The sequence below is a fragment of the Citrifermentans bremense R1 genome, assembly GCF_000426865.1.
Lineage (GTDB): Bacteria > Desulfobacterota > Desulfuromonadia > Geobacterales > Geobacteraceae > Geomonas > Geomonas bremensis.
Genome location: NZ_AUGE01000012.1, coordinates 55269 through 77859, shown reverse-complemented (window position 1 = coordinate 77859; position 22591 = coordinate 55269). Strand labels below are relative to the sequence as shown.

At 61.4% G+C, this 22591-nt stretch carries 21 protein-coding genes and 4 tRNA genes; 18 read left to right on the top strand and 7 right to left on the bottom strand.

The window, feature by feature from the left end; all coding sequences use genetic code 11:
- Positions 1-49 precede the first annotated feature (49 nt).
- Positions 50-1900: a cytochrome c3 family protein gene (locus tag K419_RS0109500; protein ID WP_026841375.1), complete on the top strand. Its 1851-nt coding sequence runs from the start codon at positions 50-52 to the stop codon at positions 1898-1900.
- A 101-nt stretch (positions 1901-2001) separates the two neighbouring features.
- Here the strand turns inward: K419_RS0109500 and K419_RS0109495 are convergent, their stop codons facing one another.
- Positions 2002-3039: a GMP reductase gene (locus K419_RS0109495; RefSeq protein ID WP_026841374.1), complete on the bottom strand. Its 1038-nt coding sequence runs from the start codon at positions 3037-3039 to the stop codon at positions 2002-2004.
- A gap of 233 nt (positions 3040-3272) precedes the next feature.
- Between K419_RS0109495 and K419_RS0109490 the strand changes: the two genes are divergently transcribed.
- A complete protein-coding gene (locus K419_RS0109490; RefSeq protein WP_026841373.1) occupies positions 3273-4520 on the top strand; it encodes an MFS transporter in 1248 nt (415 codons plus the stop codon).
- A gap of 72 nt (positions 4521-4592) precedes the next feature.
- Here the strand turns inward: K419_RS0109490 and K419_RS0109485 are convergent, their stop codons facing one another.
- Both K419_RS0109485 and K419_RS0109480 read right to left on the bottom strand, forming a co-directional pair.
- A complete protein-coding gene (locus K419_RS0109485) occupies positions 4593-5516 on the bottom strand; it encodes a tRNA dihydrouridine synthase (RefSeq protein ID WP_455423168.1) in 924 nt (307 codons plus the stop codon).
- 182 nt (positions 5517-5698) lie between these two features.
- A complete protein-coding gene (locus tag K419_RS0109480) occupies positions 5699-6190 on the bottom strand; it encodes an FKBP-type peptidyl-prolyl cis-trans isomerase (RefSeq protein ID WP_026841371.1) in 492 nt (163 codons plus the stop codon).
- A 156-nt stretch (positions 6191-6346) separates the two neighbouring features.
- Between K419_RS0109480 and K419_RS0109475 the strand changes: the two genes are divergently transcribed.
- Entirely contained in the window at positions 6347-6562 is a 216-nt protein-coding gene (locus K419_RS0109475; protein WP_012528539.1) for a MerR family transcriptional regulator, read from the top strand.
- Positions 6563-6576: 14 nt separating this feature from the next.
- Here K419_RS0109475 and K419_RS0109470 read toward each other — a convergent pair whose 3' ends face one another.
- The gene (locus K419_RS0109470) at positions 6577-7056 is read right to left on the bottom strand and encodes a hypothetical protein (RefSeq protein ID WP_026841370.1); all 480 of its coding nucleotides are present in this window, start codon (positions 7054-7056) and stop codon (positions 6577-6579) included.
- A gap of 309 nt (positions 7057-7365) precedes the next feature.
- Here K419_RS0109470 and K419_RS0109465 point away from each other — a divergent pair, with 309 nt between their 5' ends.
- The 5 genes from K419_RS0109465 to K419_RS0109445 all read left to right on the top strand — a co-directional run bounded on the left by K419_RS0109465 (position 7366) and on the right by K419_RS0109445 (position 10909).
- Positions 7366-8013 (top strand): YceH family protein, encoded by a 648-nt coding sequence (locus K419_RS0109465; protein ID WP_026841369.1) that lies wholly within the window; start codon positions 7366-7368, stop codon positions 8011-8013.
- Between the two features lie 11 nt (positions 8014-8024).
- Positions 8025-8327: a DUF2288 domain-containing protein gene (locus K419_RS0109460; protein ID WP_026841368.1), complete on the top strand. Its 303-nt coding sequence runs from the start codon at positions 8025-8027 to the stop codon at positions 8325-8327.
- A gap of 13 nt (positions 8328-8340) precedes the next feature.
- On the top strand, positions 8341-9066 hold the full coding sequence (locus K419_RS0109455) for a DUF1847 domain-containing protein (protein ID WP_026841367.1): 726 nt from the start codon (positions 8341-8343) through the stop codon (positions 9064-9066).
- 83 nt (positions 9067-9149) lie between these two features.
- Positions 9150-9584: an FKBP-type peptidyl-prolyl cis-trans isomerase gene (locus tag K419_RS0109450; protein WP_026841366.1), complete on the top strand. Its 435-nt coding sequence runs from the start codon at positions 9150-9152 to the stop codon at positions 9582-9584.
- 506 nt (positions 9585-10090) lie between these two features.
- The gene (locus tag K419_RS0109445) at positions 10091-10909 is read left to right on the top strand and encodes a flagellin N-terminal helical domain-containing protein (protein ID WP_026841365.1); all 819 of its coding nucleotides are present in this window, start codon (positions 10091-10093) and stop codon (positions 10907-10909) included.
- Between the two features lie 257 nt (positions 10910-11166).
- On the opposite strand, the gene thpR is transcribed toward K419_RS0109445, so the two are convergent.
- Entirely contained in the window at positions 11167-11721 is a 555-nt protein-coding gene (gene thpR, locus K419_RS0109440) for an RNA 2',3'-cyclic phosphodiesterase (protein ID WP_026841364.1), read from the bottom strand.
- A gap of 118 nt (positions 11722-11839) precedes the next feature.
- Here thpR and serS point away from each other — a divergent pair, with 118 nt between their 5' ends.
- From serS to K419_RS0109390, 10 genes are all read left to right on the top strand, one after another.
- Positions 11840-13108: a serine--tRNA ligase gene (serS, locus tag K419_RS0109435; protein WP_026841363.1), complete on the top strand. Its 1269-nt coding sequence runs from the start codon at positions 11840-11842 to the stop codon at positions 13106-13108.
- Between the two features lie 5 nt (positions 13109-13113).
- Positions 13114-13199: transfer RNA gene (locus tag K419_RS0109430), tRNA-Ser, on the top strand.
- Positions 13200-13268: 69 nt separating this feature from the next.
- Positions 13269-13361 (top strand) — tRNA-Ser (locus tag K419_RS0109425).
- 53 nt (positions 13362-13414) lie between these two features.
- The gene (locus K419_RS0109420; RefSeq protein ID WP_026841362.1) at positions 13415-13894 is read left to right on the top strand and encodes a DUF2155 domain-containing protein; all 480 of its coding nucleotides are present in this window, start codon (positions 13415-13417) and stop codon (positions 13892-13894) included.
- A gap of 8 nt (positions 13895-13902) precedes the next feature.
- Positions 13903-13979, top strand: a tRNA-Arg gene (locus K419_RS0109415).
- Between the two features lie 46 nt (positions 13980-14025).
- A tRNA-Arg gene (locus K419_RS0109410) sits at positions 14026-14102 on the top strand.
- A gap of 98 nt (positions 14103-14200) precedes the next feature.
- Complete coding sequence (locus K419_RS0109405; protein WP_026841361.1) at positions 14201-14551, top strand: hypothetical protein; 351 nt, start codon at positions 14201-14203, stop codon at positions 14549-14551.
- 336 nt (positions 14552-14887) lie between these two features.
- Entirely contained in the window at positions 14888-16960 is a 2073-nt protein-coding gene (locus tag K419_RS0109400; RefSeq protein WP_226377665.1) for a TonB-dependent receptor plug domain-containing protein, read from the top strand.
- 133 nt (positions 16961-17093) lie between these two features.
- Positions 17094-17546 (top strand): YfiR family protein, encoded by a 453-nt coding sequence (locus K419_RS0109395; protein WP_226377664.1) that lies wholly within the window; start codon positions 17094-17096, stop codon positions 17544-17546.
- The gene (locus K419_RS0109390) at positions 17543-19708 is read left to right on the top strand and encodes a putative bifunctional diguanylate cyclase/phosphodiesterase (RefSeq protein ID WP_026841358.1); all 2166 of its coding nucleotides are present in this window, start codon (positions 17543-17545) and stop codon (positions 19706-19708) included. The genes K419_RS0109395 and K419_RS0109390 overlap by 4 nt, the downstream gene beginning before the upstream one ends.
- On the opposite strand, the gene K419_RS0109385 is transcribed toward K419_RS0109390, so the two are convergent.
- A complete protein-coding gene (locus tag K419_RS0109385; protein WP_026841357.1) occupies positions 19623-21830 on the bottom strand; it encodes a heavy metal translocating P-type ATPase in 2208 nt (735 codons plus the stop codon). The genes K419_RS0109390 and K419_RS0109385 overlap by 86 nt on opposite strands.
- Positions 21808-22587, bottom strand: a complete 780-nt coding sequence (locus tag K419_RS0109380) for a sulfite exporter TauE/SafE family protein (protein WP_026841356.1) — start codon at positions 22585-22587, stop codon at positions 21808-21810. Before K419_RS0109380 ends, K419_RS0109385 begins: the two co-directional genes overlap by 23 nt.
- Positions 22588-22591: the final 4 nt, after the last annotated feature.

Below are 22591 nucleotides of genomic sequence, written 5' to 3'. Positions count from 1 at the left end.
CGCCACACATTAAAGCGTTCTAAAACGATGCTAAATACAGGAGATTACAATGGTCCACGTCTTCACACGCCTCATCCCCCTGCTGCTGCTCCTACTGCTAACCCAGCCGGCGTTCGCCGCTCAAGGGCTGGCGATCGACCCGGCTACCTGCCTCGGCTGCCATGGAGATAAAATCTCCGCAGAGAAGATGGCAGTGTCGGTGCACGGTAAAAACGGCTGCACCAGCTGTCACGTTGAGATCGTCGAGCTTGCCAAGCACATGAAGGGCGAGATCAAGGTCGGCAAAGTCCAGTGCGTCCGCTGCCACAAAAAGGAAGCTGCCGAACACGCTCTCAGCGTCCACGCCGAGAAGGGTGTCCAATGCGCCGGTTGCCACACCGACATGCACAGCCACACCTCCTGGAACAAGGACAAGCGCCGGGTGCTCGCCAAGTGCGTGCAGTGCCACTCCGACGAGAAGGGCTTCCTTACCTCGGTCCACGGCAAGGGTGTAATCGCCGGGAACCAGGACTCCGCCGCTTGCAACGACTGCCACAACCTGCACGAGATCAAGGCGCTGGGCAACCCGAACTCGCACACCAACCGCGAATTCCACACCAAGGTCTGCCTCCGCTGCCATGCAGATGCCAAGCTGGTCGAGCGCAACCATATCTCCGAAGTGGCCGTCAAGAGCTACATGGAGAGCTACCACGGCAAGAACTACCGCCTCGGCTATCCGGAGAAGGTTGCCGGCTGCGCTGACTGCCACACCGCGCACGGCATCCTCCCGTCCAAGGATCCGAACTCGTCGGTCAACCCGAACAACCTCGTGAAGACCTGCTCCAACTGCCACGACAAGGCTAAGACGCCGTTCACCAAGTTCTACGCCCACGGCGAGCACAACGACCGTGAGAAGTACCCGATCCTGTTCTACACCTTCATCGCGATGACCGGCCTCTTGGTAGGCACCTTCGCCGTGTTCTGGGTTCACACCCTGCTCTGGATGATCCGCGGCTTCGTCGAGAACCGTGAGAAGGCTGCAGCACTCGAAGAAGGGGTCATCCTGCACCACGTACCCGAAGGGCACAAGCAGTACCGCCGCTTCAAAAGGGTCCATGTCTTCATGCACCTTCTGGTCATCATCTCCTTCCTCGGCCTGTCGCTGACCGGCCTGCCGCTCAAGTTCAGCGACCAGGTATGGGCGAAGTTCCTGATGGACCTCTACGGCGGGGCGCCCAACGCAGCCGCATTCCACAGGGTTTGCGCGGGCATCACCTTCGTCTACTTCTCCATGGCGCTGGCCATGAGCATCCACTTCCTCTTCATCAGGAAGGACATCAAAGGCAACCCGCTGCAGAGGCTCTTCGGACCTGACTCCCTCTGCCCGAACCTGCGCGACATAAGCGACGTCGTCGGCATGGTCCGCTGGTTCTTCTTCAAAGGGCCGAAGCCGGCCTTCGAAAGGTGGACCTACTGGGAGAAATTCGACTTCATCGCGGTCTTCTGGGGTATGTTCGCCATCGGCGGCTCCGGCCTCATGCTCTGGTTCCCCGAGTTCTTCGGCATGTTCCTGCCGGGTTGGGCCTTCAACGTAGCGACCATCATCCACTCGGACGAGGCGCTCCTGGCGACCGGCTTCATCTTCTCGGTCCACTTCTTCAACACCCACGGACGTCCGGAGAAGTTCCCGATGGACTTCGTCATCTTCAACGGCCAGATGTCCAAGCACGAGTTCGTCGAAGAGCGTGGCGATCAGTGGGCACGCTACGAGAAGGAAGGGATCACCGAGAAGTTCGCAGCCAAGAAGTCTTCCGGCATCTTCTACGACTTCTGCCTGAAAGCCTTCGGCTTCACCGCGCTGTTCGTCGGCATCACGCTGCTGATGCTGATGATCTACGCCTTCATGCACCCGCACCACTAATCGGCTGCTGAAACAACAACTAAAAAGGGCCTCCCGAATGGGAGGCCCTTTTTTTTGAACCGCCAACCCCGCTTTTCCGGACGCGGGGTTTTCTTTTTTCTTTACCCGAAGATCCTGTTCTCCTGTTCCTGGACCCTGATGAAGGTGGTTCGCTTGGTGAGCTCCTTGAGCGCCGAGGCGCCGACGTAGGTGCAGGCGGAACGTACCCCCCCCAGGACATCGCGCACCGTTTCGTCGATGGGGCCGCGATAGGGGACCTCCACGGTCTTTCCTTCTGAAGCGCGGTAGGAGGCGACGCCGCCTGCGTGCTTGTCCATGGCGGTGGCGGAGCTCATGCCGTAGAAAAGCTTGAACTGCCTCCCCCCTCGTTCGAGGAGCTGCCCCCCGCATTCGTCGTGGCCGGCGAACATCCCCCCCAGCATGACGAAGTCGGCTCCCCCTCCGAACGCCTTGGCGACGTCGCCGGGGCAGGTGCAGCCGCCGTCGGAGATGATCCTCCCCCCTAAACCGTGCGCCGCGTCGGCGCATTCGATCACCGCGGAGAGCTGCGGGTAACCGACCCCCGCCTTGACCCGGGTGGTGCAGACCGAGCCCGGACCTATGCCGACCTTGACGATGTCGGCGCCGGACAAAAGCAGTTCCTCGACCATCTCGCCGGTAACGACGTTCCCTGCCACTATGGTTTTCTCCGCGTACGCCTCCCTCATCTTCGCCACGAACTCTACGAAGCTCTCGGCATAGCCGTTGGCTACGTCGATGCAGATGAATTCGAGCTTGGGGTGCTTTCCCAGGATGGCGGAGACCTTCTCGAAATCGGCTTCGGAGGTTCCGGTGCTTACCATGATGCGGGGGTAGATGTCGTCGTTGCGGCTGGCTAGGTAGGCGTCCCACTCGGCAATGGAGTAGTGCTTGTGGATGGCGGTGAGCATCTCGTGTGACGCCAGCCGGGCGGCGACCTCGAAGGTGCCGGTGGTATCCATGTTCGCTGCGATGACCGGCACCCCGGCCCATTCGTGCCGGCTATGCAGGAACTTGAAGTGCCGCTGCAGGTCCACCTGGGAACGGCTCTTGAGATTGGACCGCTTGGGTCTGATGAGCACGTCGCTGAAACCGAGCTTTATGTCGCTTTCCAGGAACATCTTATTTCTCCTTTGAACTGTCGGGTGTGTCTCACAATGCCGGCATCATTTGCCCAAACACTGGATCGGGTGCAAGCGGTAACGGCATTGATGATTGCAAGAGCTACAACCGGCACTATATCGGCACGTAAAGAGAGTATCGGAATTCTTCGGCATAACAACACGGAAGGTGCGTCTATGGCTGTTGCGGCGGAGAAAACGGTGTGTTAGAGTGCCGGCCGGGGGTAATGACAATGCATGAACAGGAGCGGCAGCGCCGGCAGCGCTGGTTTATCTTCTTCATCCTGGCCTTGGTCTACATCATGGTGTACTTCTACCGCGTCTCGCTCGCGGTGGTCGCCAAGGACGTCTCGCGCGATCTCAACCTCACCCCAGCCCAGTTGGGTTCTCTTTCCAGCATCCTCTTCTACGTCTACGCCGCGGCACAGATCCCGCTGGGGCCTATGATCGACCGGCTCGGCAGCCGGGTTGTCATCAGCGGCTCGGGGGTGCTCACCGCGCTCGGCGGCATCCTCTTCTCCCAGGCGGCCAACATGGGGCAGGCCATGGCCGGCCGCGTCCTTCTCGGGATCGGTACCGCATCGGTCTTGATGGCTACCTTCACCATCTTCAGCCATTGGTTCACCAAGCAGGAATTCGGAAAGGTCTCCGGGATGATGGTCGCAACGGGAAACCTGGGGAACCTGGCGGGGACGGCGCCTTTGGCCCTGGCGGTCGCAGCGGTCGGGTGGCGCAACTCGTTTCTATCGGCGGGGGTACTGCAGGCGGTGGTCACGGTACTGGTCTTCGGCCTGGTGCGCGACCGCCCCCCCGTTGTCGAGCGGCATGAGGAGGAAGCGCCGGCCCGGCTGGGGATGCTGGAAGCATGGAAAAAGATCGTCTCCAACGGGGACTTCTGGCTCTTGGCTGCGGTTGCCTTCGCCTGGTACGGGAACTACCTGGCGGTGCAAGGGCTTTGGGGGGGACCCTACCTGATGGAAGTAGTAAGGCTTACCCGCGAAGAGACGGGAAGGATGCTGATGTACACCTCGCTCGGGTTCATCACGGGAAGCCTCATGATCGACTACGTGGCGCGCAGGATCTTTCATTCCTACAAGAAAACCCTGCTCGTCGGGCAACTGTTCTTGTTGCTCCTCATGACGAGCTTTCTGGGGCTCGCCGACAAGATGCCGACTGTTGGGCTTTCCGCCCTGTTCTTCGGCCTGGGGCTCTGCGTCTCCAGCGGCGTGATGATCTACCCCATCGTCCGCTCCATGTTTCCGGTAACCATAGTGGGGACGGCTCTTACTTCGCTCAACTTCTTCGTGCTGCTGGGGGCTGCATCGGTGCAGCAGGGGATGGGGATAGTGATCGGAGCGGTCGCCAAGACGACCCCGGAGACGACGGCTCAGGCGTATCACTCGGCGTTTCAGCTCCCCATCGGGGCGCTCGCCTTCGCCGTGGCCATGTTCTTCTTCGCTAAGGATTACTGGGAAAAATAGCAGGGGCTAGGGGTTAGGGGCTGAAGGCAGGGACTGGGGACTGGGACTGGGACTGGGACTGGGACTGGGGGGCTAGAGGGCTAGTTCTTCTAGTGCTGCATGGAAGGCCTCCAGGGTCTTCGATCTCGTCAGCTTTTTCAGTTCACGCTCAAGCTCGGCGTCCTCCACGTTGGAGACGACACCCTTGATCTTTCCAAGGACCTGGGCGTTGCCGTAGAAAAGGGCGCAGTAAAGGGGTAGCAGGTCGCTCAGGTATCGGTGGAGCATCGCCCTTCTCTCGGCGAGGTCCGGTTCGGCCGCGGCGCGCCCCCGCAAACGCTCGAAAAGCATGGGTTCGCCGATGCCCCCCCTGCCGAGCATGAGGCCGGCGGCGCCGGTCTGCTCCAAAAGGCGCCCCCCCCCCGCAGCGCTCCTGATGTCTCCGTTGGCGATGACCGGGATGCCGGTGCTGCGCACCACCTCGGCCGTCACCTCGTGGTCGGCCCAGCCGTTGTAGGCCTGGCGCACGGTGCGCGGATGGAGCACCAGGAAGTCCACGCCGGACCGCTCGAAGAGTGGGAGAAGGGAGAACACCTGCTGCGGGTCTTCGTACCCCGCGCGGAGCTTGATGGAGAAGGAGCCGTGGATCGCCTCGCGCAGCGCGGGGATGATCTCTTCCAGAAGTTCCGGCTTCTTCAGCATGCCGCCGCCGGTAAGCCCGCTGGTCATGCGGCCGTAGGGGCATCCCATGTTCAGGTTCAGGTGCACGGCGCCCGCGTCCTGCGCGGCCTGCGCCGCGGAAACAAGCGCCTCCCGCCCGTGCCCGATCAACTGCACCACCAGGGGGATTCCGTCCTCGCTGGCGCTGATCTCGCGCAGGTCCCCCGGCATTAGGCGCTTTTTGGCCGACACCGGATTCACCCGCATGAACTCGGTCCAGACCACGTCCGGGCGCACCCACTTGGTGAAAAGCGAGCGGAGCGCGCGGTTGGTCAGCCCCTGCATGGGTGCCAGCATGAGGGGCTTCACCCCGGGAAGCCATGGGAGCTTCGAGGGTGCGGCGTGAGGTGGCGCGGGGTTCGGCTGAAGGGGTTGGTGGAGCGGGTTTTCCATGGTCATCGGTGCAGGCTTTCGCTTCGGTAGCTGTTGTGAAACGGGGAGGCGGCCAGCCGCCTCCCCGGGATGGTGCCGACTGCTTGCTACTTGATCTCGAGGAGCTCGATCTCGTAGGTGATGTCCTCGCCAGCCAGCGGGTGGTTGGCGTCGACGGTGATGGTTTCTTCGCTGACCTCGACCACGACCACCTCTACCGGCTCGTCGTCATCGCCGGTAAGCTCCAGCTCCATGCCCACTTCCGGGACGATCTCGCCGGTGAGCTGCTCGCGGCTGATGGTGAAGACCTCGTCCTCGTCGTACTCGCCGAAGGCGTCCTCGGCCGGGATCACCACGGTTTTCTTCTCGCCCGGGGCCATCCCTACCAGCGCCTCTTCGATCTGCGGGAAGAAGTCTTCGTTGCCGATGGTGATTTCCAGCGGGCCGGTCTCGCCGCAGCCGCAGCCGTCATCGTCGCAGCCGCAGTTGTCGTCTTCGCAGCAGCCGGTTTCCTGGATGGTGGTGTCGAAAACGGATCCGTCTTCCAACTTGCCGGTGTAATTGATAAGTACCTTGTCGCCCTGTTTTGCAGTCGCCATTGCTTTTATTTCCTTCTCTTTGGATATTTGAATGCTATCGGCGGATGGTACGTGTGACCGTGCCCGGTAGTCCAGTAAAATCTGTGTTTACAATGTCACTTTTTTGCTGCGGTCTGGGGAAGGGGGGCCAACATATCGGAAAAAGGAGGAAGCGCCATGGATGAAAAGCACGAGAAGAAGCAGAAGGTGACCGTGGAAGAATGGACCTCCAGGTTCAGGGCCATAGGTCTGGACGATGAACAGATGGGGCACTGGCACACGCTTTTCGAACGGGAGAATCCATCGGGCCACCAGAGCTTTCTGGAATGGCTGGGGCTCCCCGAGGAGCGCATCGCCCTGGTACGCTCGAAGTCGGCGGAATCGAAGAAGTAGCGGCAAGCGCCGCTTCAGGGATTCGCGACTCCCTTGCTCCGCTTCCTGGCGGCGAAGTTGTAGCACTGCAGGTAGGTGACGATGGTGAGGACGAAGCTGTAGTAGATCACGCTCAGAACCAGGGTGGGGGTTGCAGGTTTCAGCGCCAGGATGAATATGAAGAAGAATCCGAAAACGGCCATCTTGGTGACGTCGGCCCACCGCTTCTGCTTGGTGAAGGCCTTGAGCTCTTCCTGGTTCAGCGTCTTTCCGATCAGCGAGAAATCGCGCTCCGCCTCCTTGCCGGCAAACCGGAAGATCGGATAAAAGAGCAGCAGCTGGATCACGAATGCCGCCACGACTCCGCTCATGAACTGGTCTCCTCTGCCGAGCAGCTGGAGCCTCTGCTGGAAAAGCACGGCCATGAAAACGAGCAGTGCGATCAGCGCGCACTGCGCGACGGCAAAAATCCGGATGGTCTTTTTGATTTTCGGCAGGTCCATGATAGGGGGCATGTAATCTCCTGTGATCGGTAGTCCCCTGCTACAGGGCGAGATGGCGCTACCATAACAAATATAATGTTGTTATACAACACAAAGGTCTCCCCTCCCTCCGCCCGGGGGGCGACACATCTTTTCCCATTTTTAGCATTGATCGTTGCTTAAGAATCTAGTAATTTTAGCGAGCTTGCCCTAAGGGTGCTTTGCGCTCATCACCGCCGGAGTGTTTTACTCCCGCAGGTGGATAAGGCTAACCGGCAAGGCGGCCGCGGCAGGTCCAGCGGCAAGGCGGCATCATTCCCGGAAACAGAAGGAGTACGACTTATGGAAGCGACGCTCGACGGCACCGAACTGCGGGTGCTGGGCTCTTTGGTCGAGAAAGAACTTACCACCCCCGAATATTACCCGCTCTCCCTCAACGCCCTGGTGAACGCCTGCAACCAGAAGTCGAACCGCGATCCGGTTTTGAGCCTCGACGAGTCTCAGGTTACCCGCGCGCTCGATACGCTGAGGTTCAAGCAGTACGCCCTGGTCTCGGGGAGCGGCGGCCGGGTCGCCAAATACCGCCACGCCCTGGTGGAGAAGTTCCGCTTCTCCCCGGCGGAGCTGGCTGTCCTGTGCGAACTGATGCTGCGCGGTCCGCAGACGGTGGGAGAGCTTAGGGGGAGGGGAGAGCGGATGCATAAGTTCGCCGACCTCTCCGAGGTGGAGTCGGTGCTGGCAGACCTCGCGGAGCGCACCCCTTCCCTGGTGGCGAAGCTGCCGCTGCAGCCCGGGCGCAAGGAGCCGCGCTACTGCCAGCTCTTCAGCGGCGAGCCGGACCTCTCCGAACTTGCGGCGCAACTGGATGCACGCGGTGCGGGGGGCGACGGCGAGAAGATAGCGCGGCTGGAGCAGGAACTCTCCGAGCTGCGCGAGGAAGTGGCGTCCCTGCGGGAGAGTATCGCGGAATTCAGAAAATCGTTCGAGTAGAGGAGCAACAAATGTCTGCAATCAAGGAAGAACTCGCCACGAAGATCGACAGCACGGACTGGCTGTCGCTTAGGGCGCACCTGGAAAGAGGCGGGGTCATCGTCGTCGATCCCATGCTGGATCTGGCCGAGGTCGGAACCGCGGTGGCGAACGACGAGGTCAAAACAGTGGAACGCTGGCTTTCCTCGGGGCTTGTCTCCAAGCCGTCAGCGGAGCAGATAAAGGCCTGGGATGCCGAAAGCGGCAAATCGTTTCTCTGCCTGATCGTCTCCCCCTACGTGCTGGTTCAGGAAGAGCGCCCCGTCAAGGTGTGACAAAGGAGGCTTCATGGAAAAGGAGCAAGTAGCGGAGGTATCCTGTTCACGCTGCAGCGCCGTCTGGCAGAAAAGCGGCACCACTAACTGCTGGAGCGGGGATCCCGGGACCGCTCCCCCCCGTCCCGGCAACTGTCCGGCGGGAAGCTTTCCCGGTATCGTGGCGCAATCCGCGGAGATGATGCAGGGAACCGGAGATGACGCGAAGATGGCCTTCGTCGCCGCCCGGGTGGAGGGGCTTTGCTACCAGCCCATACCAGGCAGCGATGCGGTGAACGCCCGCTGGACCCGCGTGGAGGACACCATCGCCTTCGCAAAGCTCATGGGTTACCGGCGCATCGGCATAGCCACCTGCATCGGGCTTCTGGAAGAGAGCGACCGGTTGACCGCGATTCTCAAGGCGCAGGGTTTCACGCCGCTGAGCATCTGCTGCAAGGCAGGCAGCCTCGACAAGAAGGAGTTCGGGCTGGCAGAAAGCGACAAGGTCCGGCCCGGCACCTTCGAGCCCGCCTGCAACCCGATCGCCCAGGCGCGCATCTGCAACGACCTCAAAACCGACATGAACATAATCGTAGGCCTGTGCGTGGGTCACGACATGCTGTTCAACAAGCACTCCGAAGCACCGGTCACCACCTTGGTGGTGAAGGACCGGGTTACCGGCCACAACCCGGCCGCCGTTCTCTACGGTCAGAATTTCTATTACAAGCGGCTGCAAAAGGGGCCGATGGTGGTTGAATGATTGTTCAGAGGTCCTAAGGCTCATAGGCAAAGCAGGGATAGCCCCTTGAAGTATCACACAGACGGTTAAAGACAGGAGTAGACATGAAAAGGTTTGGACTTATTGTCGTCATGATGGCTATTGCCGCTCCGGCCTTTGCTGCAGCGGCTAATGATGTCATCGCTAATGCAGCAAGAGAAAACGGGGCGATACAGACGGCATCGGGAATGGTGTACAACTCCATAAAGGACGGAAGCGGCCCTTCGCCTAAGGCATCAAGCGTGGTGGGGGTCGATTATCGGGGCACCCTCCCAAATGGCCGAGAGTTCGATAGTTCCTATAACAGCAAGATGGTCGCAAAGTTCCCGTTGTCATCAGTTATTCCATGTTGGACAGAAGGTCTGCAAATGATGAAGGTCGGAGGTAAAGCCAAGCTCGTCTGTCCTCCTGAGCTGGCCTACGGAAGTCGTGGTGCGGGACAAGCCATACCGCCGAATGCCACTCTCATTTTCGAGGTTGAACTGCTCAGCATAGAATAGGCATGGGGCACCCTCCCCATATCCTACCCGTGGCGCAATGACTTCAACAAAAGCTTCTCTTGACCGCCGCTCCCGAAGGAGCGGCGGTCTTTCTGTTTTTTTGACGCGGCCGCGCTGCGCCTCCTCTATCGGTGACGGTATTTTGACGCCATTTCGGAGACTCTGTACCAACATCCCGATTCTTAGTCGTTTGCTTGGCTGCATCACCTGTATATGAGGAGCCTTAATTAGAGCTACGACAAGCCGTGAAATAAAAAGATAAAGATCTTTCCGGTGAATCCGGCCGCGGCTGTGATAGGGCTTAAGATGTTGTGATTGAAGGATAGTTGTGAGACGGGCCATTGCTTTGCTGAGATGGAAGCGGCGCAGCGGAACCGGCATTTCGCATTGAAATAAATCAAAATTAATTAATTGGGCACACAAGGTGTAAAACGGACTCCCCATCGGCCGCAGTAGTAAAAAAACCGGCAAGAAGCCGGAACAAAAACCAGAAAGGGGAGAACACCATGGCAACCAGTGATATTTCTTTGACCGCAGGCATGAGGACCAACCTTCTTAACCTGCAGAACACCAGCCAGCTTCTGAACAGAACGCAGCAGAGGCTGTCGTCGGGCAAGCAAGTCAACAGCGCACTTGACAACCCGACCAACTATTTCGCAGCGCAGAACGCGAACCAGCGCGCCAGCGACCTCGCAGACCGCAAGGACGGCATGTCCGAGGGGGTCCAGACGGTTTCGGCAGCCAACGCCGGCATCACGGCGATCACAGGTCTGATCAACGCAGCGAAAGGTATTGCACAGTCGGCACTTTCCACCAGCGACACCCTCACCAGGTCCAAGCTGGCGACCCAGTACGACACCATTCGCAGCCAGATCGACAACATTTCGTCCGACTCCGGCTATCGTGGCCTGAACCTTTTGAGCGCCAACAACACCCTCACCGTCAACTTCAACGAGAACGCCAGTTCCAGCCTCAACGTCGTCGGCTTCCTGGCCACGTCCACCGGTCTGAGCATGGGTGCGAACAGCGGCTCGTGGGCCACCGCCTCGGACATCACCACCGACACCGCGAAGATGGATACCGCCATCTCGACCCTGAGGTCGAACACCCAGACCCTGGCAGCGAACCTGAACATCATCACCACGCGCCAGAACTTCACCGACTCGATGATCAACACGCTGCAGACCGGCGCCGACAACCTGACTCTGGCCGACATGAACCAGGAAGGCGCCAACATGCTGATGCTGCAGACCCGTCAGAGCTTGGGTACCACCTCGCTCTCCATGTCCTCGCAGGCAGCGCAGTCTGTTCTCAAACTCTTCTAAACCTCAACTCTACCTGGAGGGGGATCCCCCCCCTCCAGGTACGACCCTGAAGCGGCAATCGACGATCAGGACCCCATTCCCCCCAGTAGCACCTCCCCACCTACTTTTTTCGAATTCAACGTTTTTTAGACACCCCGGTTGCCCGCGGGCGTGTAACTCAAGCTCACAAGGCCAAAACGGCCTGGCTCGGTCCTGCCGTCTTCGCGGGGAATCTCACTGGCCCTGCGCCGTTCGCGGCACGTGCGGCAGTACCGCCTTCACCGTGAAGCCGCTTCTTCGCTTGAACGGAAGACCTCTTCCTTGCGGTGGATGGCGCCTTTGGGGGTGAGGACGCTGGAGTAGAGGATGTACTCTGCTGCGGTGAAGGGGGGATAGGCAAGCTCGCGGTGCAAGGACTCGAAGGCGGCGACCGCTGCGGGGGGCGTCTCTTTCAAGCGGGCGAGCGTTATGTGCGGGGAGAAGGGGCGGGCTTCCGGTAGAACCCCTGCCTGTTGCAGCGCGGATTCGATCCGCTGCTGCAGGGCGATGAGCTCGGGGTGCGGTTCCAGCCCTACCCAAAGCACGCGGGGGAACCCGCGCGGGGGGAAGTGGCCCACCCCGGCTACGCGGAGGATAAAAGAGGCGAACTGCACAACTGACAGGGCCTTCTTGATCTGGGAAACTGTCTGAGGGTCGACGTCTCCTATGAAGCGCAAGGTGAGATGGATCTGGGAAGTGGCGACCCACCTGGCGCCTGTCACAGCGCAGCAAAGCTGTGAGAGAGAGGCTTTTATTTCTTCCGGCAGATCGATGGCGACGAAGAGTCTTGGCAAGGTGGCCTCCTCCTGGAAATGCAGGACGAGTATCTGGAGCGCAAAAAACGATTGACTAACTGGAATTTGAGTGTTAGACAGTATATCTTTGGTGATCTGAATGTAAAGGCGCTGACATATGCTCGACGCGAGATACATACGCGAAAACCTGGAAACTGTAGAGGCGCGGCTCAAAACTAGAGGCGAAGGCGTTGATATTGCGCTCTTCAAGGAACTGGACGGCCGTCGTCGCGAACTTCTGCAGCAAAGCGAGACTCTCAAGGCACTGCGCAACAAAGTGACCGAAGAGATCGCGCGACTGCAGGACAAGAGCCAGGCGGCGGAGCGCAAGACCGAGATGCGCGAGGTCTCGCAACAGATCAAGGGGATCGACGAGTCGCTCAGGAGCGTCGAAGAGGAGCTGCAGAACTTCCTGCTCACCGTTCCCAACGTTCCCAATGAGACCACCCCGATCGGCAAGTCCGAAGAGGACAACGTCGTGGTGCGGACCTGGGGCGAAGTCCCGACGCTTCCCTTCGAGCCGAAACCGCACTGGGAGATCGGCGAGGGACTCGGCATCCTCGACTTCGAGCGTGGCGCCAAGCTCGCCGGAGCACGCTTCACCCTCTACCGCGGGGCTGGAGCGAGGCTCGAACGCGCTCTCATTAATTACATGCTGGATCTGCATATTGAGGAGCATAAATATATTGAAATGCTCCCGCCCTTTATGGTAAACAGGGAATGCATGACCGGGACCGGGCAGCTGCCCAAGTTTGAGGAAGATCTCTTCCATATGGAAGGGGTCGATTTTTTTCTCATCCCCACGGCTGAAGTACCGGTAACCAACATACACCGCGGCGAGATCCTGAAGGGTTCCGATCTCCCGATTTCTTATGTTGCCTACACGCCCTGCTTCCGCAAGGAGGCTGGTTCTTACGGCAAGGACACGCGCGGGCTGATCAGGCAGCACCAGTTCAACAAGGTGGAACTGGTCAAGTTCACCTCCCCCGAGGATTCCTACCAGCAATTGCAGAAGCTGCTTGGCCACGCCGAGGAAGTGCTGCGCAGGTTGCAGATACCTTACCGGGTGGTGGAGCTTTGCACCGGCGACATAGGTTTTTCCGCCGCCAAGACCTTCGATATCGAGGTCTGGCTGCCGGGACAGAACTGCTACCGGGAGATCTCCTCCTGCAGCTGCTTCGAAGATTTCCAGGCCCGTCGCGCCGGGATTCGGTTCCGCCCGGAAGAGAAGGCCAAGCCCGAGTTCGTGCACACGCTGAACGGCTCCGGCCTCGCCGTCGGCAGGACCCTGGTGGCGGTGCTGGAAAACTACCAGCAGGCAGACGGCTCGGTGCTGATCCCCGAGGTGCTCAGGCCTTACATGGGCGGGGCAGAGAGAATCAGCTAGGCTTTGGAGGAATGGCCGAGTGGTTGAAGGCGGCGGTCTTGAAAACCGTTGAACGAAAGTTCCGTGGGTTCGAATCCTACTTCCTCCGCCATCGCTTTTGCAGTCAGTAAATGTAGTCATAGCAGTCATAGCGGCAAAAAAACGCAGTAGAGGTTCAAACGGAGAGCTGGCCGAGTAGGTCGAAGGCGCACGCCTGCTAAGCGTGTATACTGGGAAACCGGTATCGAGGGTTCGAATCCCTCGCTCTCCGCCATTTTTTTTTGCAGCAGACAGCAAGGCAGTAGCATTGAAGTTGCGGAGGTCTTGGTGAAGCGGTTGATGAAACTGCTGGTTTTGTCATCTCTGGTCGCTATTGGTTTCACAACTGGCTGCAACGAGAAGCAGAAACAACAGCAGGCGGCGGTTAAGCCAGAACCCATAAAGCCTCCTACTGTAGTGGTAGTCCCCGATGACGTGAAACGGAAATGGAAGGCGGTACAGATAGCCGTTTCCGACAAGCAGCATAACCAGCAGAAGGTGTACACCCTGAAACTGGGAAGCGAATTGAAGATCCCTGGGTCGAACCTGACGCTTCGAGTGGAAAATTTCCTGCCGCATTTCGTGATGGAGGGGACCACCCTCACCTCACAGTCCAACCAGCTGGTTAATCCGGCGGCGCAGATCGTGATCCGCGAGGACGCGAAGGAGATTTACAGGGGTTGGCTCTTCTCGCTTTACCCCACCACGCATGCGTTTCAGCATCCGCTGTATGGTTTCACACTGGTCGATTACTTGCCGGCCAGTTGACATAGTTTGCGCTCGTAGCTCAGCTGGATAGAGCAACGGACTACGAATCCGTAGGTCGGGAGTTCGAATCTCTCCGAGCGCGCCATTAACACACCAAGGGGTCTTAGGACTCCTTACCTGATCTTTAGTTTGCGCCCGTAGCTCAGCTGGATAGAGCACAAGACTACGAATCTTGGGGCCGGGCGTTCGAATCGCTCCGGGCGCGCCATTTACCTGAAAGGGACTACAGCGGTTGCTGTATGTCCCTTTTTCTTTATGCTTTACCGGTGCAGCAATGGACCGTGAAGACCAAAGGAGGAAAGTAAAATGAATGTGTCGGTTATCTACAAGACCAATGTCACAGACGAGGTGCTCGACGCCCTGGCGGGAAAACTCCCGGCCATCCTCTCCGAGCTTTTGGAGGTGCGTGGCGGCAAGATCGCCATTTTAAAGCCCGAGCAGATCTCGCTGCAGTTCTCGCTGGCGAACGTCAGGGACGTCGGCCCGGACCTGAGGATCATCGTCCTGGCCCGCAGCGTCGGCCCGAGGACCTCGGCGGAGAACAAGCTGGCGAGCGCCATCCTGGAGAAGGTGCTTCCCCTGGCGGGAGACGAATTCTCCATCGCCATCCGCCTCTACCTGACCGAGATCGGGGCCGCGGAGTACGCCCCCGCCTAAAGCAGATGCGATTCCGCTTCCTGGAAAGTAAAAGGCCACCCGGCTCAAAAGGGTGGCCTTTTCCGTGACCGCCCCCCGATTGCCGGCGTTCACTCCTGCCGATAAAGTCTCTCCCTCCAAAATCCCTTAATTCCCAGAGAGAAGTTGCCGAAAAGGTCATCGTGATCTGTCTCAGTCACAGGGGCGTCAGAATGAACGTCCGCTTTGATTGTGTGCAGGGTCTAATGTGTTCTGGGCCAAAATGTAGGAATCACCGATTGACAAATAGTCGAGTTGCTAAGATAGTGATCGCCTCTTGCCAAATTGAGTCTGTCGACTTTGCTGCGGGGGGGCCGGATGAAACGGTTCCTCCAGGAGGACGCTGTGGGTACCTGCATCTCCCGCCTTGTTACCGTGATCTTTCTTCTGACCACGCTGGGCGCTCCCCTGGCCTTTGCGCAGCAGGAGGGGGAGGTGGCAGCCGCCCCGGCGCTGGGGGAAATGGACCTGGAACAGTTGACCAACCTCAAGGTGGAGCAGGTGTACGGGGTCTCGAAGTTCGAACAGGCGGTAACGGAGGCTCCTGCCTCGGTCTCGGTGATCACCGCCGACGAGATCAAGCACTATGGGTGGCGTACCCTTGCCGACGTGATCAGGTCGAGCCGCGGGTTCTTCACGAGCTATGACCGCAACTACAGCTACATCGGGACGCGCGGCTTCAGCCGCCCCGGAGACTACAACACCCGCGTGCTCCTTCTGGTCGACGGGCACCGGATCAACGATGTCATCTACGAGACCGCGGCGATCGGAACCGAGTTCATACTCGATCTGGCGCTAATCGACAGGATCGAGATCATCCGCGGGCCGAGCTCCTCGCTTTACGGGGCCGGCGCCTTCTTCGGCGTCATCAACGTCATCACCCGCAGTGCGAAGCAGATCGAGGGGGGGGAGGCGGCGGCCTCGGGGGGAAGCCAGCAGACCGGAGCCGGGCGCCTGACCTACGGGAAGAGTTTCAACGGCGGAGAGTTCGTCGCCTCCGGGTCGGCCTACAAAAGCCGCGGCAACGACTCGCTCTTCTACCCCGAGTTTAACGACCCCGCCACCAACAACGGCATCGCAAGCAACATGGACCGGGACCGGAATTATTCCCTGTTCGCTTCCGGGCGCCTGCACGACTTCACCCTGACCGGGGCGCTGGTCTCCCGGGATAAACGGATCCCCACCGCTTCGTTCAACACTATCTTCAACGACCCACGGACCCATTCCGTCGACCGGCGCAGCTACCTCGACCTCAAGTACGACAAGGCGTTGGAAGGGGGGACCGGCGTCACAGCCAGGCTCTTCTACGACGAGTATCGCTACCATGGGAATTTCGCCTACGAAAGAGGTTCGGACGACCCCGGTTTCTACCCGCCCACCTACCTGAACCGGGACGAGCATCTGGCGCGCTGGTGGGGGGGGGAGGCCCAGGCGAGCCGCCAGATCCTGCCGCGCCTGCAGCTAACCGCCGGCGCCAGCTTCCGGGACAGCTTCCAAAAGCTTCCCAACTACGACGCGGTGCCGCAGGGGCGCAGAGTGGAGAATGACCACAGCGACCTCTTCTTGGCCCTGTTCGGCCAGGGGGAACTGCGCCTTTTCGAGCACCTGATCGTCAACGTCGGGGTCCGCCACGACCACTACCAGACCTTCGGCGGCGCGACCAGCCCGCGCCTGGCGGTCATCTACACGCCGGTCGAAGGGACCGTCTTCAAGTACATCGAGGGAAAGGCGTTCCGCGCCCCCAACGCCTACGAGCTCTACTACAACGACGTCTTTGACACCAACGTCGCCAATCCGCGCCTGGCGCCCGAGACGGTCAGGACCAGGGAGCTGATCTACGAGCAGTACCTGGGCGAGGTGCTTAGAACCAGCCTGAGCCTGTTCCAGAACAAGATAGAGAACCTGATCAGCTACCAGGACCTTCCTTCAGGAGAGGTATCCTTCGGCAACGCCGGCCGGGTGAAGGCGGTCGGAGGGGAGTTCGAGGTAGAGGGGCAGTGGGCTAGCGGCTTCGCGGCGAGGACCAGCTACAGCTTCGTCTCGGCCCGCGACGAGAGGCAGGACCAGCGGCTGGACTACTCGCCGCGTCAACTGGCCAAGCTGAACCTGACCGCGCCGCTTTACCGCAAGGAGCTTTTCGCGGGGGTGGAACTGCAGGGGACGGCCCGCCGCGACTTCTCCCATAACGGCGTGCAGACCGCGGCGCCGGGATACCTGATCGCCAACGCCACCCTGTTCTCCACCGGGATACTCCCGTCGCTGGATCTCTCTTTATCCGTCTACAACTTCCTGGACCGGCGCTACCAGGACCCGGCCACGACCGACCACAGGCAGAGCCTTATTGCGCAGGACGGCCGGACCTTCAGGGTCCAGGCCACCTACCGCTTCTGAAAGGAGGAGAGCGCTGATTCGACGCCACTGTCCCATACCGGCTGCAGCCGGACTACGCTGTCTGCCGATACTGCTGGCTCTTCTTTTCCTGCACGCCTTCGAGCCGCAGGCCGAGGGAGCCCAGGAATACCAGGTGAAGGCGGCGATGGTCGTCAACCTGTCGAGGTACATCGAGTGGCCGGCGGAGGCCTTTCCCCGCACCGGCGCCCCCCTGCAGATCTGCAGCGTGGGACGCGGCCCCTTCGCGGCGGCCCTGGAGCAGTACCAGGGGAAGACGGTGCTGGGGCACCCGCTGTCGCTGCGGCGCCTGGCCACGGGGGACGAACCGTCGGAATGCAACGTCCTGGTGGTGAGCGGGATCGAGAAGAGGTACCTCGCCGGGGTCCTGGAGCTGGCGCGCCGGCGCGGCGTGCTGACCGTTGGGGACATCCCGGACTTTGCCCGCTTCGGCGGCATCATCGGCCTTGTGGAAAACGAGGGGCGGGTGCGTTTCGAGATCAACCTGAAGGCGGCCCAGCAGTCCAGGGTCAAGATCAGTTCGCAGCTGCTCAAGCTGGCCAAGCTGACAAGAGAGGGTGACCAATGAGCCCCTTGCGCGTGAGTTTCGTGAGGAACCTGCCGCTGAAGCGCAAGCTGATGCTGATCATCATGCTCTGCTGCTGCGCCTCCCTGCTGGCGGCGTCCATATTCTTTCTCACCAGGGATGCCAAGGGGCTGTACCGGGTGCAGCGGGAAGACCTGGTCTCGCTGGCGGAAATCATCGGAGCCAACTCCGCCTCGGCCCTGGTCTTCGACGACCCGGAGTCCGCTCAGCGGACCATCGCCCCGCTGGCGAGCAAGCGCTCCATCCTGGCCGTTTACGTATTGACCAGCGAAGGGCAGATCATGGCGCGCCACGTGGCGCCGGAGGCGGGAAACGCGGAGCTCCCGCTGGAGCGGCTGGGGGCCTCCCCCTCGCCGGCTGCCGTGCTCGCGGCCGTGGAGGCCATCAGGAAAACGGCCGAAAAGAACAGCGCCGTCTCCGGTTTCGACTGCCTGGTGCAGCCGGTCTACTTCGACTACGAGCGGGTCGGCACCGTCGTCATCCATGCCGACACCGAGCTGTTCCGGAAAAACCTGCGCTGGACCGCGACGGTCACCCTGCTTTTCATGCTGGTCACCGTCATCGCGGCCTATTTCTTTTCGGCCAAGCTGCAACAGATGATCTCCAGGCCGCTACTGGATCTTCTCTCCTCCATGAAGGACGTCTCCGCCAGCAAGAACTACGCGATAAGGGTGGCGAAGCCCTCGGACGACGAGATCGGGCTTCTCTACGACGGCTTCAACGAGATGCTCTCCGAGATCGAGGAGCGCAACCAGATCCTCAGGCAGCGCCAGGCGCACCTGCAGCAGCTGGCGCACTACGATCCGCTGACCCGGCTCCCCAACCGCACCCTGTTCTACGACCGGCTGGCCCAGGCGCTGTACCAGGCCGAGCGGAGCAGGCAGGCCTTGAGCGTGATCTTCATCGACCTGGACCATTTCAAGGACATCAACGACACACTCGGGCACCGCACCGGGGATCTGTTGCTGATCGAGGTGGCCAGCCGGCTTTCCACCGTGGTGCGCAGCTGCGACACGGTGGCGCGGCTCGGAGGGGACGAGTTCACCATATTCACCCAGAACGTGGTGAACGCCGAGAACGCGGCCATCGTGGCGGCGAAGCTGAACAGGCTCTTCGCCAAGCCCTTCCAGCTGGGCGAAAGCGAGATCTACGTCACGGCCAGCATCGGGGTGACCCTGTTCCCGCACGACGGCAAGACGGTGGACGAGCTGCTGATGAACGCGGACATCGCCATGTACCACGCGAAAGCCTGCGGCAAGAACGTCTACAAGATGTTCGACAGGAAGATGAACGAGCACGCGACCGAGAGGGTGACGCTGCTGTCGGACTTAAGGCTTGCGCTGGAGCGCGACGAATTCGTGCTGCACTACCAGCCCAAGGTGGACCTCCTCACCGGCAACGTGACTTCGGTGGAGGCCCTGGTGCGCTGGATGCACCCGAGGCTGGGGATGCTGGCGCCGGACAAGTTCATCCGGCTGAGCGAGGAGAGCGGGTTCATCGTGGAATTGACCGACTGGGTGCTGCGCACCGCCTGCAGCCAGGCCAAGAAGTGGCAGGAGCAAAACCTGGGCTCGGTGCGGGTGGCGGTGAACCTCTCGCCCTACCATTTCCAACGCCAGGACGTGAAGGAGGCGATCTTGTCGGTGCTGGAAGCGACGGGCCTTGAGCCGGCGCTCCTTGAGATAGAGATCACCGAGTCGGCGCTGATGCAAAACGACGAGTACACCTGCGCGTTGTTCCGGGAACTGAGGGAACTCGGCATGACCATCTCTGTGGACGATTTCGGCACCGGCTATTCCTCCCTGAGCTACCTGCACCGGTTCCCCATCAACACGCTGAAGATCGACCGGACCTTCATCCTGAACATGATGAAGAGCACCGAGGACCAGGCCATCGTCACCGCCATCATCGCCATGGCCAAGAGCCTCAACATGCAGATCGTGGCGGAGGGGGTGGAGACGGTGGACCAGTTGGAGAAGCTGAAGGATCAGGGTTGCCACGAGATCCAGGGCTTCCTGGTGTCGCGCCCGGTGGCCGCGGAATCGGTCACCCAGTTCTTCACGCCGGGAAACCACCTGCACCAGCACACCGACCCCGCGCAGCCGGAGCCTCCTCAAGGGGCATCGCCGGCAACACGCCCTTAGGCTGCGGCGACGCCGTCTCCCGGCTTCGTGCCGGGAGGGCGGAGGGGTCGGGAAAGGCGCCGATGCGCAGGGAGTTCCCCAGCACGGTGAGGCTGGAGACCACCATGGCGACCGCGGCCAGAAGCGGATGGAGCAGGCTTGCAGCCGCCGCGGCCAGCGCCACCGCGTTGTAGGCGAAGCTTAAGGCGAGGTTCCCGCGGATGATGTTCCCGGCGCGCCGGCTGAGCGCGATCAGCCAGGGAATTTGCGACAGCCGCCCCGACAGGATCACCACGTTCCCCGCCACCTGGGCGAGCTCCATCCCGGTTCCAAGCGCGATCCCTGTCTGGGCCGCGGCGAGGGCGGGCGCGTCGTTTACCCCGTCCCCCACCATGGCGACCTTCTCCCCCTTGGCGATGGAGCCGGCGATGAGCTCCAGCTTGCGCTTCGGAGGGGAGGGGGCCTCGACCCGCTGGATCCCCAGCCGCTTGGCCGCCACCTGGGCCGAGGAAAAACGGTCGCCGGAGAGGAGCACGCTCGTCAAACCCAACCGGTGCAGCGCGTCCAGGGAGCTTGCCGCATCGTCTTTGAGCGGATCGGCGAAATGAAGCCTCCCCCTGAGCCTCCCATCCCACCCCACGAACACCACCGCACCCTCCCCCGGCAGATCCTCGCACCCCACATCGCCGTCGGCGCATGAGGCGTTTCCTGCCCAAACCCTCGCCGCCACCCCTTTCCAGGTCACCGTGCCGCTGATGCCACACCCAACCGAGAGCTCGACCTGCGTTGCCGCCCCGGGTACCACGCCGCAGGCAGCCGCCGCGGCCTTGACCGCCGCCGCCAGCGGGTGCTCGCTTGCCGACTCCAGGGCGGCCAGCCTCCCCAGCAGTTCGGCGCGGGTCGCGAGCGGATCCAGCAGCTCCATCTCGCTCAGCACCGGGGTGCCGGAGGTGACGGTGCCTGTCTTGTCGAAGAAGACGGTACCGGTGCCGGCTATCCCCTCCATGACGCTGCCGCCGCGCACGACGATGCCGGCACGCGCGGCACGGGCTACGGCCAGCGAGGTGGCCAGGGGGGTAGCTATCCCCATGGTGCAGGGGCAGGCGACCACCAGCACGGAAAGCGCACTCAGGAGCGCCTGGTCGGGAAGGCCCTTGAACGACCAGCAGATGAGTGCGCCGACGGAGACCAGGAGCACCGCCGGCAGAAAAAGCATGGCCGCCTTCTGCGCCAGCCGCTCGCTCTGCGAAGGGGCACGCCAGGCCTGCTGCACCATGTCGGCAATACTGTGCAATAAAAGCTGCGACCCGGTCCGGTCGGCGCGCAGCAGCAGGGTACCCTGGCCGTTCACCGTGCCGGCTGTGACCGCGTCCCCTTTGCGGCAGAGCCTGGGGAGGAACTCGCCGGTGAAGGGTGCCTCCTCGATGCTGCTCGTCCCTTCCACCACGGTGCCGTCCACGGCCACCCGCTCGCCCGGCCGCACCCGCACCAGGTCGCCCGGCTGCAGCGCGTCCAGCGCCACCTCGTCGATACCCTCCCCGGTAACCCGGAGCGCGGTCCGCGGCAGCAGCGTCTCCAGTGTTTCCAGGAGCTCGCTCGCCTTCCTTTTCATCGACGCCTCGATGAATTTTCCCAGGGTAACCAGCACCGGAAGCATGGTGGCGGTGTCGAAATAGACCTCTCCGGAGCCGACGACCGCGTTCACCGCGCTCAGAGAGAAGGCGGAGAGGGATCCGAGCGCGATGAGGAAGTCGAGGCAAAAGCGCCGCGACGAGATCTCGCGTAGCGCGCCGGAAAGAAACGGGGGGATCAGGATCAGCATGGCGGGGATGGAAATAACGAGGAGTATGCGGCGGAACAGGGGGATCAGCTGCGTCTCCACGCTCCCGGCGTAGAGGAGCAGGGAAATCATCATCACGTTCATGGCCAGGAGCGCGCCGATGCCGAGCCGGAACAGGTGCCACCCCTGCTCCCCCTGCCGGTTTCCGACGATGGCGGAGACCAGCCTGCAGGCGTGGCAGCAGAAGATCTCCTGCCGGTCGAGAGTAGAGGGGGCTTTCCCAAGCGAGGGGGTTGCCACCGGGAGTCCGCAGTGCGCGCAAGAATAGTGCTCCATGGTGCTAGCGGCCGCTGTCGTAGGCATCGCCCCTCCAGGCGCCGGTCGCGGAATGAGCGCTGGCGCTGATTGTATGCGCCCCGGGAGTCGGGGGACAGCCGAGGAGCCTGTGGTAGAAGCTGGACCCCCGGAGGGCGGTTCCCAGGGCGAAGAGGAGCAGGACGGCGCCGCCGGCCCGCGCCCCCCAGGCGCGCAGGTGCCACCGGGTGAGCCGCGCCGCGCTCCCCAGCGCGAGAAGCGGCAGCGAGGTCCCGGCCGCCAGTGCGGCCATGGTGGCGAGGCCGGAGAGGACGGAGCCGGTCTGCAGGGAATAGGCGAGGAAAGCGACGACGATGGGGCAGGGAAGAAAGCCGGTGACGATCCCCATGGTGAGGGCGGACCCGGGAGAGGAATCGGTGCAAAGCCTGGCGGCAAGGGCGGAAAGGGTCGAGGAAAACATCCCCCTGTTCGCCTCACCCCGCAAGGGAAGCAGGCCCAGAAGGCTCGCGCCCATGAGGAACATGACTGCCGCCGCCCCGTAGCTCAACAGGTTTTGCCACAGGCCGTGGCGCTGCAGCAGGAGCTGGAAATAGCCGCCGGTGAAACCGGCGACAGCACCCAGGAAGAGATAGCTGCAGAGCCTGCCGGCCTGCCACAGGAACTGCCCAGCCAGCATGTCCTGGCGCTCCTTTTCCCGTGACAGGTGCAGCACGAACCCGCCGCACATGCTGACGCAGTGGGCGCAGGCGACGAGTCCGCCGGCGAATCCGATCCAGAGATGGTGAGTGAGGCCTTCAATTTCCAAGATG

Bases quoted from the DNA above. Each gene is read 5' to 3' on its own strand.
- K419_RS0109500 (WP_026841375.1), top strand. From the start codon at position 50: ATGGTCCACGTCTTCACACGCCTCATCCCCCTGCTGCTGCTCCTACTG.
- K419_RS0109495 (WP_026841374.1), bottom strand. From the start codon at position 3,039: ATGTTCCTGGAAAGCGACATAAAGCTCGGTTTCAGCGACGTGCTCATC.
- K419_RS0109490 (WP_026841373.1), top strand. From the start codon at position 3,273: ATGCATGAACAGGAGCGGCAGCGCCGGCAGCGCTGGTTTATCTTCTTC.
- K419_RS0109485 (WP_455423168.1), bottom strand. From the start codon at position 5,516: ATGCTGGCACCCATGCAGGGGCTGACCAACCGCGCGCTCCGCTCGCTT.
- K419_RS0109480 (WP_026841371.1), bottom strand. From the start codon at position 6,190: ATGGCGACTGCAAAACAGGGCGACAAGGTACTTATCAATTACACCGGC.
- K419_RS0109475 (WP_012528539.1), top strand. From the start codon at position 6,347: ATGGATGAAAAGCACGAGAAGAAGCAGAAGGTGACCGTGGAAGAATGG.
- K419_RS0109470 (WP_026841370.1), bottom strand. From the start codon at position 7,056: ATGCCCCCTATCATGGACCTGCCGAAAATCAAAAAGACCATCCGGATT.
- K419_RS0109465 (WP_026841369.1), top strand. From the start codon at position 7,366: ATGGAAGCGACGCTCGACGGCACCGAACTGCGGGTGCTGGGCTCTTTG.
- K419_RS0109460 (WP_026841368.1), top strand. From the start codon at position 8,025: ATGTCTGCAATCAAGGAAGAACTCGCCACGAAGATCGACAGCACGGAC.
- K419_RS0109455 (WP_026841367.1), top strand. From the start codon at position 8,341: ATGGAAAAGGAGCAAGTAGCGGAGGTATCCTGTTCACGCTGCAGCGCC.
- K419_RS0109450 (WP_026841366.1), top strand. From the start codon at position 9,150: ATGAAAAGGTTTGGACTTATTGTCGTCATGATGGCTATTGCCGCTCCG.
- K419_RS0109445 (WP_026841365.1), top strand. From the start codon at position 10,091: ATGGCAACCAGTGATATTTCTTTGACCGCAGGCATGAGGACCAACCTT.
- serS (WP_026841363.1), top strand. From the start codon at position 11,840: ATGCTCGACGCGAGATACATACGCGAAAACCTGGAAACTGTAGAGGCG.
- K419_RS0109405 (WP_026841361.1), top strand. From the start codon at position 14,201: ATGAATGTGTCGGTTATCTACAAGACCAATGTCACAGACGAGGTGCTC.
- K419_RS0109400 (WP_226377665.1), top strand. From the start codon at position 14,888: ATGAAACGGTTCCTCCAGGAGGACGCTGTGGGTACCTGCATCTCCCGC.
- K419_RS0109390 (WP_026841358.1), top strand. From the start codon at position 17,543: ATGAGCCCCTTGCGCGTGAGTTTCGTGAGGAACCTGCCGCTGAAGCGC.
- K419_RS0109385 (WP_026841357.1), bottom strand. From the start codon at position 21,830: ATGCCTACGACAGCGGCCGCTAGCACCATGGAGCACTATTCTTGCGCG.